13 protein-coding genes and 1 tRNA gene are annotated in these 14,484 nt (G+C 71.2%); 3 read left to right on the top strand and 11 right to left on the bottom strand.

What is annotated here, in order from left to right; genetic code table 11:
• Positions 1-166: 166 nt before the first annotated feature.
• From BIV04_RS00495 to BIV04_RS00475, 5 genes are all read right to left on the bottom strand, one after another.
• Complete coding sequence (locus BIV04_RS00495) at positions 167-1,180, bottom strand: glycine betaine ABC transporter substrate-binding protein (protein ID WP_071253313.1); 1,014 nt, start codon at positions 1,178-1,180, stop codon at positions 167-169.
• Positions 1,177-1,965 carry an ABC transporter permease gene (locus BIV04_RS00490; protein WP_083396026.1) on the bottom strand — a complete coding sequence of 263 codons (789 nt, stop codon included), beginning with the start codon at positions 1,963-1,965 and terminating at the stop codon, positions 1,177-1,179. Before BIV04_RS00490 ends, BIV04_RS00495 begins: the two co-directional genes overlap by 4 nt.
• Complete coding sequence (locus tag BIV04_RS00485; RefSeq protein WP_071253311.1) at positions 1,962-3,224, bottom strand: ATP-binding cassette domain-containing protein; 1,263 nt, start codon at positions 3,222-3,224, stop codon at positions 1,962-1,964. The genes BIV04_RS00490 and BIV04_RS00485 overlap by 4 nt, the downstream gene beginning before the upstream one ends.
• Positions 3,211-3,861 (bottom strand): ABC transporter permease, encoded by a 651-nt coding sequence (locus BIV04_RS00480; RefSeq protein ID WP_255364094.1) that lies wholly within the window; start codon positions 3,859-3,861, stop codon positions 3,211-3,213. Before BIV04_RS00480 ends, BIV04_RS00485 begins: the two co-directional genes overlap by 14 nt.
• 243 nt (positions 3,862-4,104) lie before the next feature.
• Positions 4,105-5,493 carry an LLM class flavin-dependent oxidoreductase gene (locus BIV04_RS00475; protein WP_071253308.1) on the bottom strand — a complete coding sequence of 463 codons (1,389 nt, stop codon included), beginning with the start codon at positions 5,491-5,493 and terminating at the stop codon, positions 4,105-4,107.
• 82 nt (positions 5,494-5,575) lie between these two features.
• On the opposite strand from BIV04_RS00475, the gene BIV04_RS00470 reads away from it, so the two are divergent.
• Positions 5,576-6,787, top strand: coding sequence for an MFS transporter (locus tag BIV04_RS00470; RefSeq protein ID WP_255364093.1), 1,212 nt, complete (start codon positions 5,576-5,578; stop codon positions 6,785-6,787).
• Here BIV04_RS00470 and BIV04_RS00465 read toward each other — a convergent pair whose 3' ends face one another.
• Complete coding sequence (locus tag BIV04_RS00465) at positions 6,788-8,245, bottom strand: MFS transporter (RefSeq protein ID WP_056226540.1); 1,458 nt, start codon at positions 8,243-8,245, stop codon at positions 6,788-6,790. It abuts the gene before it with no gap.
• Positions 8,246-8,326: 81 nt separating this feature from the next.
• Here BIV04_RS00465 and BIV04_RS00460 point away from each other — a divergent pair, with 81 nt between their 5' ends.
• Positions 8,327-8,899 (top strand): TetR family transcriptional regulator, encoded by a 573-nt coding sequence (locus BIV04_RS00460; protein WP_071253305.1) that lies wholly within the window; start codon positions 8,327-8,329, stop codon positions 8,897-8,899.
• Between the two features lie 89 nt (positions 8,900-8,988).
• Here the strand turns inward: BIV04_RS00460 and BIV04_RS00455 are convergent, their stop codons facing one another.
• From BIV04_RS00455 to BIV04_RS00435, 5 genes are all read right to left on the bottom strand, one after another.
• A complete protein-coding gene (locus tag BIV04_RS00455) occupies positions 8,989-10,320 on the bottom strand; it encodes an NAD(P)/FAD-dependent oxidoreductase (RefSeq protein WP_071253303.1) in 1,332 nt (443 codons plus the stop codon).
• A gap of 114 nt (positions 10,321-10,434) precedes the next feature.
• The gene (locus BIV04_RS00450) at positions 10,435-10,722 is read right to left on the bottom strand and encodes a hypothetical protein (RefSeq protein WP_071253301.1); all 288 of its coding nucleotides are present in this window, start codon (positions 10,720-10,722) and stop codon (positions 10,435-10,437) included.
• A gap of 97 nt (positions 10,723-10,819) precedes the next feature.
• A complete protein-coding gene (locus tag BIV04_RS00445; protein WP_071253299.1) occupies positions 10,820-11,797 on the bottom strand; it encodes an aldo/keto reductase in 978 nt (325 codons plus the stop codon).
• Between the two features lie 54 nt (positions 11,798-11,851).
• Positions 11,852-12,769: an alpha/beta hydrolase fold domain-containing protein gene (locus BIV04_RS00440; RefSeq protein ID WP_071253297.1), complete on the bottom strand. Its 918-nt coding sequence runs from the start codon at positions 12,767-12,769 to the stop codon at positions 11,852-11,854.
• Positions 12,770-12,937: 168 nt separating this feature from the next.
• Positions 12,938-13,022: transfer RNA gene (locus tag BIV04_RS00435), tRNA-Leu, on the bottom strand.
• 109 nt (positions 13,023-13,131) lie between these two features.
• Here BIV04_RS00435 and BIV04_RS00430 point away from each other — a divergent pair.
• Positions 13,132-14,460: a M20/M25/M40 family metallo-hydrolase gene (locus BIV04_RS00430; protein WP_071254569.1), complete on the top strand. Its 1,329-nt coding sequence runs from the start codon at positions 13,132-13,134 to the stop codon at positions 14,458-14,460.
• Positions 14,461-14,484: the final 24 nt, after the last annotated feature.

The raw sequence follows: 14,484 nt of genomic DNA, 5'->3' as shown, positions 1-14,484 counted from the left end.
TCGATGCCCGACACGCTCACGGGGACGGCGTTCACCATCCCGACAGGTGTCGTTCATCTCGCCCCGTCCCCCTCCTGGCGGACACCGATGGGGTACAGACGGAGAACGCCCCCCGACCGATCGGTCGAGGGGCGCATCACCCGTCACAATCACCCTCGTCCGCGTGTCACGGACGGGTGACGAATCCCTGCTCGACCATCCAGTCGAAGGCCACGTCGGCCGGCTCCTCACCCTCGACGTCGACCGCCAGGTTGAGGCGACGCATCTCGGTGTCGGTGAGGGCGGGCGAGATCTCGTCGTACACCTCGGCCAGCTGCGGGTACTCCTCGAGCGTGGCCGTCGAGAGCACCGGTGCCGCGTTGTAGGCGGGGAAGAACCCACGGTCGTCCTCGAGCACGTCGAGGTCGAGAGAGTCGATCCGACCGTCGGTCGTGAACACCTCGCCGAAGTTGCAGCTGCCCCGGTCGGTCGCGGTGTACACCGTGCCCGTGTCGAGGATGCTGACGTTGCTCGTCGGCACGCCGTCCGCGGCCCCGAGTTCGAGCCCGTAGGCGGCGAGCATGGGGGCGAAGCCGTCGGCCCGCGAGTTGAACTCGGCCTCGACGCAGAAGGTGCGCTGGTCGACGGGCAGGTCGGCGATCTGCGAGAGCGACGTGATGTCGCCCAGCTCGGGCACGGCCTCCGCCCGGACGGCCATGGCGTAGGTGTTGTTGAGCGGCGCCGGCTCGAGCCAGGTCAGTCCGTTGTCGGCGTCCGCGTCGCGGACGGCCTCGTACTGCTCCTGCTGGTCGGGGATGCCCTCGGCCTCGGCGAGGTAGGTCAGCCAGGCAGTCCCGGTGTACTCGTAGGTCATGTCGGCCGTGCCGTCGAGCATCAGCTGTCGTACCGCCACCGACCCCGGCACGTTCGTCATGTCGGTCACCTCGAAGCCCGCTGCCTGGGCGGCGAGCACCGCGATCTTGCCGAGGATGAGCTGCTCGGTGAAGTTCTTCGCCGTCACGGTGATGGCCGCGTCGTCGGGCAGCCCCTCGATGACGCGGATCGAGCCGGGCGCCACCGCGGGCACGAACGCCGTGGCCGGCTGCAGGCCGCACCCGGTCAGCGCGAACGTCGCCGCGGCGACGACGGCGAGGGACGAGGAGGCGCGGCGCAGCCGGCCGGGGAGGCGGGAGGTGGTCATGCGCGGAGTCCCTTCGGACGGGCGACGTACTCGACGACGCGACCCAGCCAGTCGATCATGAGGGCGAGGAGGGCGATGAGCAGTGCCCCGGAGACCAGGACCCGCGGCATGAAGAGGTTCACCCCGGTGGTGATCAACAGGCCCAGCCCGCCGGCACCGATGAAGGTGGCGAGGGCAGCCGACCCGACGAGCAGCACGAGGGCCGTGCGGATGCCCGAGAGCATCACCGGGACGGCCAGCGGAAGCTCGACCTTGAGCAGGACCGACGACGCGCTCATGCCCATGCCTCGACCGGCTTCGACGAGGCGGGCGTCGACGCTCTGCAGGCCGATCATGGTGTTGCGCAGCACCGGCAGCACCGCGTACAGCACGAGCGCGACGACGGCCGCCCAGAAGGTGAAGCCGAGCCAGAACGCGAGCAGCACGATCAGACCGATGGCCGGTGCGGCCTGCCCGAAGTTCGCGACGACCAGCACGGGCCCGCTGATGCGGACGAACGGGCGCCGGGTGAGCAGCACCCCGAGGGGGATGGCGAGCACGAGCACGATCGCCGCCGACACGAACGTCAGGGCGAGGTGCTCGCCCGTGTAGGCCAGCAGGTCGGAGGGGTTGAGGGTGGTGCGTTCGGCCGTCGTCAGGTCGGCCGTGGTCAGCCAGACGACGAACGCCGCGAACACGGCGAGCACGGCCACGGGTTGCACGAGCAGTCCGAGCCACGCCGGGCGGGGCGTACCCCGTCCGGACGAGCGCCCGTCGACCGAGGCCGGGGCGACCGTGGCGGTCACGCCGCGTCCTCGTCATCCGCGGGGGCCCCCGGCACGACGTCGAACGAGCCCGTGTTGGTGCCCACCGGCGCGTCGTGCTGGGCCTCGGCGGCCGACGCGCGTGCCCGGGTGATGGCCTCCATCACGACCTCGACCGTGATGACGCCGATGAAGGCGTCGCGCCGGCCCGTGACGAGTGCGGCACCCGCACTCGAGACCAGCATGGTGTCGAGCGCGTCGTTCAGCGTGGCGCCGCTGCCGATGACGGGCAGGTCGGCGTCGGGTGTCGAGCCCAGCACGCCGAGACGGCCGAGCTGCCGGCGCGAGGGCCACGAGACCGGTCGCTCCCGATCGTCGACGACGACCGCGTGGCCGTGGCCGGCCGCCTCGACCCGGGCGAGGACGTCGGCGGCGGACTCGCCCGAGCGGGCGACGACGGCCTCGGCGAGGTCGACGTCGCGGACGCGCGTCAACGTCAGCTGCTTGAGGCCGGCCCCCGACCCGATGAAGTTCTCGACGAACTCGTTCGCCGGCTCCGCGAGGATGCGCTCGGGGGTGTCGTACTGCACGATCCGCGCGCCTTCGGAGAAGATGACGATCCAGTCGCCGAGCTTGACGGCCTCGTCGAAGTCGTGGGTGACGATGACGATGGTCTTCTGCAGCTCGTGCTGGATGTTGATCAGCTCGTCCTGCAGGCGCTGACGGGTGATCGGGTCCAAGGCACCGAAGGGCTCGTCCATCAGCAGCACGGGCGGATCCGCGGCCAGTGCCCGGGCGACGCCGACGCGCTGCTGCTGACCGCCGGAGAGCTCGCGCGGGTACCGGTCGCGGTACGTGGCCGGATCGAGCGACACGAGTTCGAGCAGCTCGTCGACGCGGGCCGCGATGCGCTCCTTCGACCAGCCGAGCATCTTCGGCACGATCGCGATGTTCGCCGCGACGCTCATATGCGGGAACAGTCCGCCGGCCTGGATCACGTAGCCGATGCGACGGCGCAGCTCGTCGCCGTCGATCGAGGTGACGTCGTCGTCGCCCAGGACGATGCGCCCCTCGGAGGGCTCGATCAGCCGGTTGATCATCTTCAACGTCGTGGTCTTGCCGCAGCCCGAGGGCCCGACGAGCATGACGATCTTCCCGGCGGGGATCTCGAGTGTGATGCCGTCCACGGCCGGCTTCGCCTGGCCGGGGTACCGCTTCGTGACCTGGTCGAGGGTGATGCTGCGACCCGAGACCTCGTCCGAGGGGGACGAGGAGGTGCGGGTGGGGTCAGTTCTGGACACGGATGCCTCTCGAGACGGTCAGGCGGCCGAGGCCGACGAGGAGGAGGTCGAGGACGAGGGCGAGCAGGACGACGCCCACCACGCCCGTGACCACGGAGGCGAGCGCGTTCGCCCCGCCGAGTCGGGACAGGCCCGAGAAGATGAAGCCGCCGAGGCCGGGCCCCAGCGCGTAGGCCGCCACCGCGGCGATGCCCATGACCATCTGCGCACTCACGCGGATGCCCGTGAGGATGATCGGCCACGCGAGGGGCATCTGCACGGTCGCGAGGGTGCGGAACCGGCCCATGCCGATGCCCCGTGCGGACTCGACGACGGAGCCGTCGACCTCGTGGAGTCCGACGACGGCGTTGCGCAGGATCGGCAGGGCGGCGAAGAACGTCACGACGATGACGGACGGCGCGACGCCGAAGCCCGCGAAGGGGATCAGGAGGCCGACGAGCGCGAACGAGGGGAGGGTCAGCCCGACGGCGGAGACGCCGTTCGCCAGCGCGTAGAGTCTCGGGCTGCGGTGGACGAGGGCGGCGAGGCCGACCGAGATGAGCACGGCCAGCACGAGGCACTGCACCACGAGGGAGAAGTGCTGCCACGAGGCGAACCAGATCTGGCTCCACCGGTCCACCACGAAATCCCACGCCACGCAGACCATCTCCCCATCACCGGCAACGACCGTCAGTCCGAACGGCCGCTCCTCTGGAGGCGACCGGCGTCCACACTAACCGCGGCCACCGCGCCGCGTCATGTCGCCGACCACCCCCCATGGGGCTCGAGACTTCCCTCCCGTTATCGAATCGAGTAGAGGAAAGACCAGGTGACGACGGCGTGTCGGCCTCAGCCGACACGCCGTTGTAACGATCCTCGGATTCCGCCCGGGAGGCCTCCCTCAGGGGGCCGACACCCCGGAGGTGACCTTGTACCGCGCTCCGTGGTGCTCGTCCGGCAACCGGTCGCCGCGGCCGAACAGCTTTTGCCGCAGGGTGCCCGGCTCGTACTCGGTGGGGTAGACACCCCGGGCCTGGAGAACGGGGATCACGTGTTCGACGACGTCCTCGAACGTGCCGGGCGTGATCGCGTAGGCGAGGTTGAACCCGTCGACGTCGGTCTCGTCGACCCATTCCTGCAACTGGTCCGCGATCTCCTCGCCGGACCCGACGATGCGGGGCCCGAGACCGCCGATCCCCGCCGCCTCGGCGATGTCGCGGATCGTCCACTCCTTGCCCGTGTCGCCCTCCTGCGCCTGGAAGTTCGCGAGTGCCGACTGGATGGCGTTGCTCTCGACGTCACCCACGGGGTCGTCGAGCGAGTAGGTCGACAGGTCGACGCCCATCCAGCCCGACATCAGCGTCAGGGCCCCTTCGTGGGAGGCGTAGCGCCGGTACTCGTCGTGCTTGGCCCGGGCCGCCTCGGGGGTGGCGTCGGTGATGATCGTCAGCAACGTGTAGATGCGCGCGGAGTAGCGGTCCCGACCCGCGGCCTCGAGGGCGTCCCGGATCTTCCCGACGGTCGCGGCCAAGCGTTCCTTGGTCGGGGCGGCCACGAAGATCGACTCGGCGTTGCCGGCGGCGAAGCGGATGCCCCGCGGCGAGGCACCGGCCTGGTAGATCACGGGCGTGCGTTGGGGGCTGGGCTCGGCGATGTGGATGCCGGGCACCTTGTAGTAGGTGCCGTCGTGGCCGATCTCGTGGACCTTCGTCGGGTCCGTGAAGACGCCCGATTCGCGATCGCGCACCACGGCGTCGTCCTCCCACGACCCCTCCCACAACTTGTAGAGGACCTCGAGGTACTCGTCCGCCTGGTCGTAGCGGGTGTCGTGGTCGAGCTGGTCGTCGGCACCCATGTTGCGGGCGGCGCTCGGCAGGTAGCCGGTGACGACGTTCCAGCCGACCCGCCCCTCGGTCAGGTGGTCGAGCGTGGACATGCGCCGCGCGAACGGGTAGGGGTGCTCGTAGGCGGTGCCGGCCGTGATGCCGAAGCCGAGGTGCTCGGTCGCGGCGGCCATGGCCGAGACGAGCAGCACCGGGTCGCCGACCGGGGTCTGGGTGCCGTTGCGCAGGGCCGCGTCGTGGTTGCCGCCGTAGACGTCGTAGGTGCCCAGCACGTCGGCGATGAAGAGGCCGTCGAAGACGCCCTTCTCGAGGAGGCGCGCGAGGGAGGTCCAGTAGCTCAGCTTCGTGTAGTCGGCCGAGCGGTCGTCGGGGTGCCGCCAGAGACCGGGGGACTGGTGCCCCACGCAGTTCATGTCGAAGGCGTTGAACCGGATTCGTCGAGTCATGAGGCCATCCTCACGACCCGGGCTCGTGCTGTCGTCCGCCCTGACACACGACGTCACACTCCACGCCCCGTAGCCTGTGTCGGTGCTCCCGTTCCGCCCCCGCCTCGCCGACGTCGACCGCCCCCGTCTCACCCGCGACGTCTACGTCCTCGGCGTGATCGCCTTCTTCGTCATGGTCGGCTTCGGCGTGGTCGTCCCCGTCCTGCCGGTCTACGCCCGCAGCTTCGGCGTCGACCACGCCCTGGTGGGCGCCGTCCTCTCGGCCTTCGCCCTCATGCGCCTCGTGGCGAGCCCGTTCGTGGGTCGACTCATCGACCTGATGGGCGAGCGGGTCGTGCTCTCGGTGGGCATCGGCATCGTGGCGCTGTCGAGCGGGCTCGCCGGGCTCGCCCAGACCTACCCGCAGCTGCTGCTGCTCCGGGGTGCGGGCGGCATCGGCTCGGCCATGTTCAGCATCGCGGCGATGACGTTGTTGCTCGGTGCGACCGACCCGTCGCTCCGAGCCCGGGCCGTCGGCTTCTACCAGGGCGGGTTCCTCGTCGGCGGCATGGCGGGTCCGGCACTCGGCGGACTGCTCGCCACCATCTCGTTGACGGCACCGTTCTTCTTCTACGCGGGCACGCTCGCCGTGGCCGGCCTGGTGGGCGTCGTGCTGTTGCGCCGGGCTCCGCAGCAGTCCTCGACGACCGTCACCGCGCCTCCGGTGCCCCTCGGGGTCGTGCTGCGCGACGTGCGGTTCCGGACCGCGTGCGTGGCCAACTTCGCGCAGGGTTGGTCGTCGCTGGGAGTGCGCAGCGCCCTCGTCCCCGTCCTCGTGGTCGAGGTCCTGCGCGGACCGACGGCGTGGACGGGCCTGCTCTTCGCCGCGTCGGCGGTGGCCCAGACCATCGCTCTGGCACCGGCCGCGCGCTTCGTCGACACGGTCGGCCGTCGACCGGCCGTGATCGGTGCGTTCGCGGTGGCCGCCGTGACCCTGTTCGCGGTGTCGCTCGCCCCGGACGTCTGGACCCTCGGTGCCCTGCTCTGCGTCTACGGCGTGGCGACGGCGTTCATGGGCACCGCGCCCGCGGCGCTGGTGGGCGATGCCGCGGGCGCCCGGGGCGGTCGTCCGGTCGCGATCTTCTCGATGTGCTCCGACGTCGGGGCGATCGCCGGGCCGCTCGTCGCCGGGCTGCTGGTCGACACGGTCTCGTACCCGGCGGCGTTCGGCGTGGCGGCCGTCCTGCTGGCGGTGGCGGCCGGGGCGGCGGTCCGTCTGCCCCGGACCACCGCCGCCGCCCCGACGCCCGCCTGATCAGCCGAGGTGGACGGGCGCCTCGGTGGGCAGCAGGTCCTCCTTGCGGCCTCGGATGAGGAAGAACGAGATCGGCGCCGCGAGCAGCATGGCGATCGCGGCAGCCAGGAACGCCACCGAGTAGCCGTCGACCAGAGCACCGAGCGGCCCGCCCACCGTCGACGTCGAGGACGCGACGGCTCCGGCGTAGAGGTTCGTGAACACGGCCAGACCGATCGATCCGCCGATCTGCATCATGGCGTTCGAGGTCGCGCTGGCGGCACCGGCGTCGTGCGGGGCGACCCGGCTGAGCGCCAGGTTCTGCATGGGCACGAAGACCCCGGCGAGACCGACGCCCATGACGAGCAGGGCCGGGAGCACCTGCACGGCGTACGAGCCGTCGGCCGTGATCTGCGTGGCGAGCCAGAGCAGCCCCGCCCCGGCGACGAGCGGCCCGACGATCATCATCGGGCGAGGGCCGACGACCGGCAGCAGCTTGGTCAGCAGGGGAGCGCAGACCATGATGACGAGCGTCATCGGCAGGCTGGCGAGCCCCGCCTCGAGCGGACCGAAGCCGAGCACGATCTGCAGGTGGAAGGTCAGGTAGAGCAGGGCGCCGATCATGACGCTCCCGACGATCAACTGCACCAGGAAGGCCCCGCCCCGGACGCGGTCGGCGAGCACGCGCATCGGCAGAAGCGGGTGGTCGCTCCGTCGCTCGACGACGACGAACAGGGCGAGCAGGCCGGCCCCCAGGGCGATGAAACCGATGACGACGGCCGACCCCCAGCCGTCCTCGGCCCGGGTGAAGCCGTAGACGAGGCTCGCGAGGCCGGCGGCGACGACGATCGTCCCGACGACGTCGAGACGATTGCGTCCCTCGGCCCGGCTCTCGCTCACCACGAAGGCGGCGGCGACGATGGCGACGAGCACGATGGGCACGTTGACGAGCAGGCACCAGCGCCAGCTGACGAACTCGGTCAGCACTCCGCCGAGCACGAGCCCGACGGCGGCACCCGCGCCCGAGATGGCACCGAAGACCGCGAAGGCGGTGTTCCGGTCACGGCCGGACGCGAAGGTCGTGGTGAGCACGGCGAGGGCCGCGGGGGCGAGCAGGGCGGCGAACACGCCCTGGAGGCCACGGGCGAGGATGAGCTCGCCCCCGGTCTGCACGAGGCCGCCGAAGGCCGAGGCGGCCCCGAAGCCGACCATGCCGACGATGAAGGTGCGCTTGCGCCCCCAGAAGTCGGCGATGCGGCCGCCGAGCAGCAGCAGGGCGCCGAACGCGAGCGCGTAGGCCGTGACGACCCACTGGCGGTTCTCGTCGCTGAGGCCGAGGTCGGCCTGGGCGTCGGGCAGGGCGATGTTGACGATGGTGCCGTCGAGGACGACGACGAGTTGCGCGAGGGCGACGATGACGAGCACCCACCAGCGGCGCGACGAGCGCGTCTCGGTGGGAGCGGGGGCGACGGTGGTCACTGCGGTACCTGTTTCTCTGAGTGGACGACGAATTACCCTACCTACTAGTTGGTTGGTTCGTAAGTCGGCTACGGTGATCCGATGCGAACCGATGCCGCCGAGACCCGTCGAGCCATCCTCGCGGCGGCGACCGCCGAGTTCTCGCGACACGGGCTGGCCGGGGCGCGCGTGGACCGCATCGCGGCCGAGGCCGGCTGCAGCAAGGAGCGCCTGTACGCCAACTTCGGCGACAAGCGTTCGCTCTTCACGACCGTCCTCAACGGCACCTTCGAGACGATGGGCGACGCGGCGTCGCGCCCGGCCGTGAGCATCGAGGAGTTCGCCCTCGCCGTCTTCGACCACATGCAGGCCCACCCCGACCACAGCCGTCTGATCGCCTGGGCCCGACTCGAGGGAGAACACGACTGGGAGGCCTCGGTCCCCACCCTGCGCGCCGTCCAGGACGCGGCCCTGTCCCAACTCGACCGCCTCCGTGACGACCCGGCCGTGACGGTGTCCTGGAGCAGCGACGACATCTTCGCCCTCGTCATGTCGCTCGCCCGCGCCTGGCAGAACCTCCCCGGTCTCGGCGAGGCACACCCCGGTGTGGTCCTCGACCCCGCCCTGCAGCGCGAGATCGTGCGCGAGGCCGTGCGGCGCCTCACCACCGCCTGAGACGGACCCGGGGCAACCGACCGCACCGACGACGAAGGAGGCGCGCCCCGGTCACCCGGGACGCACCTCCTTCGCACGGTCGGTCGCGTCTACTTCTTCGCGTCGACCTTCGGGGTGACCTTGAGGAAGCCCGCGCGCGGGTCGCCGAGGCCGACCAACGGGGTCGTGTCGCGGCCGCCGACAAAGTTCGTCACCCAGCCGGACAGGATGCGGAACTTGCGGTTGAGCGTCGGCATCGCGTACAGGTGGTAGCCGCGGTGGGCCATCCAGGCCGGCACGTTCTTGAGCTGCAGGCCGAACATGCTGGCCGCGCCCTTGCCGATGCCGTAGCTCGCCACGGTGCCGAGCGACTCGTGGCGGTACTCCTTGACGGGCTCGCCCGAGAGGGTGGCGATGACGTTGTCGGCCACGGTGACCGCCTGGCGCACGGCGTTCTGCGCGTTCGGCGGGTAGTACGCGGGCTGCTTCTCGGCCAGGAGGTCGGGGACCTGCGCGCCGTCGCCGAGGGCCCAGACACCGTCGAGCTTCTGGCCGTCCTCGGTCTGCACCTGCAGCGTCGCGCTGACGTTGACGTGCCCCTTCGGGCCGAGGGGCAGGCCCATGTCGCCCAGGACCGGGTTCGGCTTGACGCCGGCCGTCCAGACGATCGTGCCCGCGGGGATGGTCTCGCCGTCGCTCAGCACGACGTCGCCGTCGATGCACGAGGGCATCGTCGTCTTCAGGCGGATGTCGATGCCGCGGCCGCGGAGCTGGCCGAGCGTCCACTTCGAGAGCTCGGGGCCGACCTCGGGGGCGACGCGGTCGAGGGCCTCGACCAACACGAAGCGCAGTTCGTCGCGCGACAGGTTCGGGAACGTGTCGACGGCCGAGTTCGCGGCGTCGGACAGCTCGGCGAGGGCCTCGACGCCGGTGTAGCCGCCACCGACGAAGACGACGGTCAGGAGCTTGCGACGGACGGTTGGGTCCTTGACGCTGGCCGCCTCGGCGATGTTGCCGAGGATGCGGTCACGCACGTACTGCGCCTCTTCGACGCTCTTGAAGCCGACGCCGTTCTCGGCGAGTCCCGGGGTCGGGAAGGTGCGGGTGACCGCGCCGAGGGCGACGACCAGCTGGTCGTAGGCGATGTCGCTCGACTCGCCGTCCGCACTGGTGACGGTGACCTTCTTGGCCTCGCTGTCGAGCCCGGTGACGGACGCCTCGACGACCTTCGTGCGCTTGAGCGTCTTGCGCAGCGGCACGGTGACGTCGCGCGCAGCGATGTGGCCACCGGCGACCTCGGGCAAGAACGGCTGGTAGGTGAAGTACGGGGCCTGGTCGACGAGGGTGATGCTCGCCGCCTGGGGTGGGTGTCGCTTCTGCAGCTCGAGTGCAGTGGTGAGCCCGGCGGAACCGCCGCCGAGAATTACGATTCGCTTGGTCATGTATGTGTTCCTCCCTCAGACGACCGTACCCCCGGGGCCGGTCGACGGGACGCCACGCGCCGAACGGCCCGGCACCCGCAGGGGGCCGGGCCAGGGAGCCGGTGGGCGGTGGGGTCAGCGGCCGCCGTCGACGTCGCTCTGCGTGAACGACCCGTCGGGCTCGCCGTCGTGGGGTCCGCCGTCCGCGGCGGGCTCGTCCGGCACCTGGGCGTCGACGTACGAGCCGTCGCCCTCGCTCGTGCCGGCTTCCTCGGTGTAGGTGCCGTCGGCCTCGCCGTCGTGCGGACCGCGGGTGCGGGCACCGTCCTCGAGGTCGTCGTCGACGTACGAGCCGTCCTCACCGGAGGTGGGTCCGCCCGTGCTCGACCGGTCGTGCTCGTGGTGGTTGGCGTCGCTGCCCATGGGTGCTGCCCTTCGTCGAGGTCGGCCGGCGTCCTCGCCGCCCGTGCCGCTCACCCTAGACCGACGCGACCACGATCGACCGGGCGGAGCGGTCGCGTCAGAACCCTTCGTTCTCGCGCGTCACGTAGGGCGACTCGAGCGCGTCCAGCTCCTCGTCGGTGAGCCACAGGTCGACCGAGGCCACGGCGTCGTCGAGGTGCTGCATCTTCGTGGCTCCGACGATGGGCGAGGTGACCGCCTGCTGCTGCCGGACCCAGGCCAGCGCGACCTGCGCGCGTGAGACGCCCCGCGCCTCCGCGACGTCGGCGACGGCACGGGCGACCGCACGGTCGCCGTCCTCGCGCTGCTTGTAGAGCGTCTGACCGAAGCGGTCGGTCTCGGTCCGGGCCGTGGTGGCGTCCCAGTCGCGGGTCAGCTTCCCGCGGGCCAGGGGCGACCACGGAAGAACGCCGACGCCCTGGTCGAGGCAGTAGGGGTGCATCTCACGTTCTTCCTCGCGCTGGATCAGGCTGTACTGGTCCTGCATCGAGACGAAGCGCGTCCAGCCGCCGAGGTCGGCCGCGTGCTGCATCGAGGCGAACTGCCAGGCCCACATGCTCGAGGCGCCGATGTAGCGGGCCTTGCCGGCCTTGACGACGTCGTGCAGCGCCTCCATCGTCTCCTCGACCGGCACCTCGGGGTCGAAGCGGTGGATCTGGTACAGGTCGACGTAGTCGGTGCCGAGCCGGCGCAGGCTGTCGTCGATCGCGCTCATCACGTGGCCCCGGCTGAGCCCGGCGCCGTTGGGCCCGGGGCGCATGCGCCCGTGCACCTTGGTCGCCAGCACGACCTCTTCGCGGGTGGCGAAGTCGCGCAGCGCCCGGCCGACGATCTCCTCGCTGGTTCCGTCCGAGTAGACGTCGGCGGTGTCGAAGGTCGTGATGCCGAGCTCGAGCGCCCGGGCGATGAACGGGCGGCTCTCGTCCTCGGGCAGGCTCCACTCGTGCGTGCCGCGGTCGGGCACGCCGTAGCTCATGCAGCCGAGGGTCACCGCCGAGACGGTCAAGCCGCTCGTGCCCAGTCGTGCGTACTCCATGTGTGCTCCCTCTCGTCGTGGGGCGGGGCACCGACGGCCGCGCCGACTGCGACCCTACGCGCGGGGCGGCGCGGCCCGACCCGCGGTGGACGCGTCGCCGCGGACGACCGAGGCGGCGTGTCGGAGGGCCCGCCGCGCCTCCGGCGTCCAGGGCGCACCGACGAAGACGTGGAACGCTCCGCGGTAGAGCCGCAGCTCGGCGCGTCCACCCGCAGCGGTCACGCCGCGGACCAGCCGCTTCACGTCGGGCGTGAGCAGGTCGCGGTCGCCGGCGTAGGCGGACACGGGAGGCAGACCCGAGAGATCGCCCCGCAGCGGGCTGACCTCGGGCGAGGCCGGGTCGCGGTCGCCGGCCCACCATCGACCTGCTGCGACGAGGCCGTCGCGCCCCAGCATGGGGTCGATCCGTGCGACCTCCTCCACCTCGGCGGAGTCGAGCAGGGCGTCCACCCACGGCGAGAAGAGCACGAGGGCGTCGGGCACGGGCCGACCGGCGTCGCGTTCCCGCATCGCCGCGACGAGGGCGAGCGCCCCGCCCGCCGAGTCGCCGGCCACGACGACCCGGGACGGGGAGGCGCGGCGCACGTCCTCGAGGACGGCGTCCAACAGCGGCAGCACCTCGTCCACGTCGTGAGCCGGGGCGAGCCCGTAGAGCGGCACCGTCACGACGGCCCCGGAGGCGCGGACGAGTCGGGCGAGGAGGTTCCAGTGCGTGGTCAGGACGGGGTGCACGTAGGCACCGCCGTGCAGGTAGACGACGTGCACGCCGCTCGGGACCCGACGCGGCCGGAGGGTGACGACGCGGACCTCGCCGACCCGCGCCTCCTCGACGGTCGCGACCCGCCGCACTGCCCGCGTGGCCGGGGCCCCGGAGCCCTGACGGGCGACGGAGCGCACGAGGGAGTCCTCGGTCTCGGTCGAGCGGGGGCGGAAGCGCAGCAGGGCACGCGTGGCGGCCATCGAGAGCGACATGTCACGACCCTACGCACGTGCCGGGGGAGGGCGGGCGACCCGGGAACCCGACCCGGGAACCAAGGAAGGCCCGGACATCAGAGATGTTCGGGCCTTCCGTCGCTTGCGAACAAGCATCTGTCTCAACACAGATCTGGTGAAACGCCTCTCGAGAGAAGATGTTTCGAGTGTCCGAGGGGGGACTTGAACCCCCACGCCCTATACGGGCACTAGCACCTCAAGCTAGCGCGTCTGCCATTTCCGCCACCCGGACTGGATGGTGCCGACCGAAGCCGACACGAAAGATTAGCACGGCTCGGAGGGCCCTCGTGACCACGGGCCCGTCCGTCGGCGAGAGGGGCACGGCAGGTAGCGTGGAGCGCATGACGACGACCCCCACGAGCACCGGCCCCACCGAGTCCGAGCTCGACGAGACGGCCCGCATCGCCCGCGACCTCATCCGCTTCGACACGTCGAACTACGGCGGCGGGCGGTCGAACGGAGAAGCCGACGCGGCCGAGTACGTCGAGGCGGCCCTCCGCGACCTCGGCCTCGAACCGCAGCTGTTCGAGTCCGAACCCGGCCGGGTCAGCGTGATCGCCCGGGTCGAGGGTGCCGAGCCGTCGAAGCCCGGCCTGGTGGTGCACGGACACCTCGACGTCGTGCCGGCCGACCCGGCGAACTGGTCGGTCGACCCGTTCGGCGGCGTGGTCCGGGACGGCATGCTCTGGGGCCGTGGCGCCGTGGACATGAAGAACATGGACGCCATGATGCTGACGGCCGTCGGCGACATCCTGCGGGCGGGCGAACGACCGGCCCGCGACCTCGTGCTGGGGTTCCTCGCCGACGAGGAGGCCGGGGGAGTCCTCGGCTCGCACTTCCTGGTGAAGGAGCACCCCGGGTTGTTCGACGGCGCCACCGAGGCGATCAGCGAGGTCGGCGGCTACTCGACCTTCATCGACGGTCGCCGCTCGTACCTGCTGCAGACGGGCGAGAAGGCCCTGATCTGGGTCAAGCTCACGGCCAGGGGAACCGCCGGCCACGGCTCCCAGATGATCGAGGCGAACGCCGTGACGCGCCTGGCCGAGGCCGTCGCCGTGCTCGGCCGCCAGCAGTGGCCGATCGTGCTGACGGACACGACCACCGCGCTCCTGGGCGAGGTCGCCCGCATCCTCGACGTCGACGTGCACGAGGTCGCACCCGACGAGCTGGTCCTGCGCACCGGCACGGCCAAGGGCTTCATCCGCGGGTCGCTGCGGACGACGACGAATCCCACGATGCTGACGGCGGGCTACAAGCACAACGTCGTGCCCGACACGGCCGAGGCCCTGGTCGACATCCGGTGCATGCCGGGGCAAGAACAGTCCGTGCTCGCCGAGGTCCGGGCGCTGATCGGCGACGACGTCGAGATCGAGACGATGCACACCGACATCGGACTCGAGACGCCGTTCTCGGGCCCTCTGGTCGACGCGATCACCGCCACCCTCGACCGCCACGACCCGGGGGCACCCGTCCTGCCGTACCTGCTCTCGGGCGGCACCGACAACAAGGCCCTCAGCCTGCTCGGCATCGCCGGGTACGGCTTCGCCCCGCTCCGGCTCGACGAGGGCATGGACTTCCCGGCCATGTTCCACGGCGTCGACGAACGGGTGCCGCTCGACGCACTATCCTTTGGCAGTCGCGTCCTGCGGGACTTGTTGTCGACGTACTAGCAACCCCCGCACCAGAAGGGTCAC

Source organism: Frigoribacterium sp. MCBA15_019 (assembly GCF_001864945.1).
GTDB lineage: Bacteria > Actinomycetota > Actinomycetes > Actinomycetales > Microbacteriaceae > Frigoribacterium.
This window is presented reverse-complemented; position numbering and strand designations above follow the sequence as displayed.

What these genes read in the sequence shown, in the direction of transcription:
- BIV04_RS00450 (WP_071253301.1), bottom strand. Translation starts at nt 10,722, where the DNA reads ATGGGCAGCGACGCCAACCACCACGAGCACGACCGGTCGAGCACGGGC.
- BIV04_RS00430 (WP_071254569.1), top strand. Translation starts at nt 13,132, where the DNA reads ATGACGACGACCCCCACGAGCACCGGCCCCACCGAGTCCGAGCTCGAC.
- BIV04_RS00455 (WP_071253303.1), bottom strand. Translation starts at nt 10,320, where the DNA reads ATGACCAAGCGAATCGTAATTCTCGGCGGCGGTTCCGCCGGGCTCACC.
- BIV04_RS00440 (WP_071253297.1), bottom strand. Translation starts at nt 12,769, where the DNA reads ATGTCGCTCTCGATGGCCGCCACGCGTGCCCTGCTGCGCTTCCGCCCC.
- BIV04_RS00460 (WP_071253305.1), top strand. Translation starts at nt 8,327, where the DNA reads ATGCGAACCGATGCCGCCGAGACCCGTCGAGCCATCCTCGCGGCGGCG.
- BIV04_RS00445 (WP_071253299.1), bottom strand. Translation starts at nt 11,797, where the DNA reads ATGGAGTACGCACGACTGGGCACGAGCGGCTTGACCGTCTCGGCGGTG.
- BIV04_RS00475 (WP_071253308.1), bottom strand. Translation starts at nt 5,493, where the DNA reads ATGACTCGACGAATCCGGTTCAACGCCTTCGACATGAACTGCGTGGGG.
- BIV04_RS00495 (WP_071253313.1), bottom strand. Translation starts at nt 1,180, where the DNA reads ATGACCACCTCCCGCCTCCCCGGCCGGCTGCGCCGCGCCTCCTCGTCC.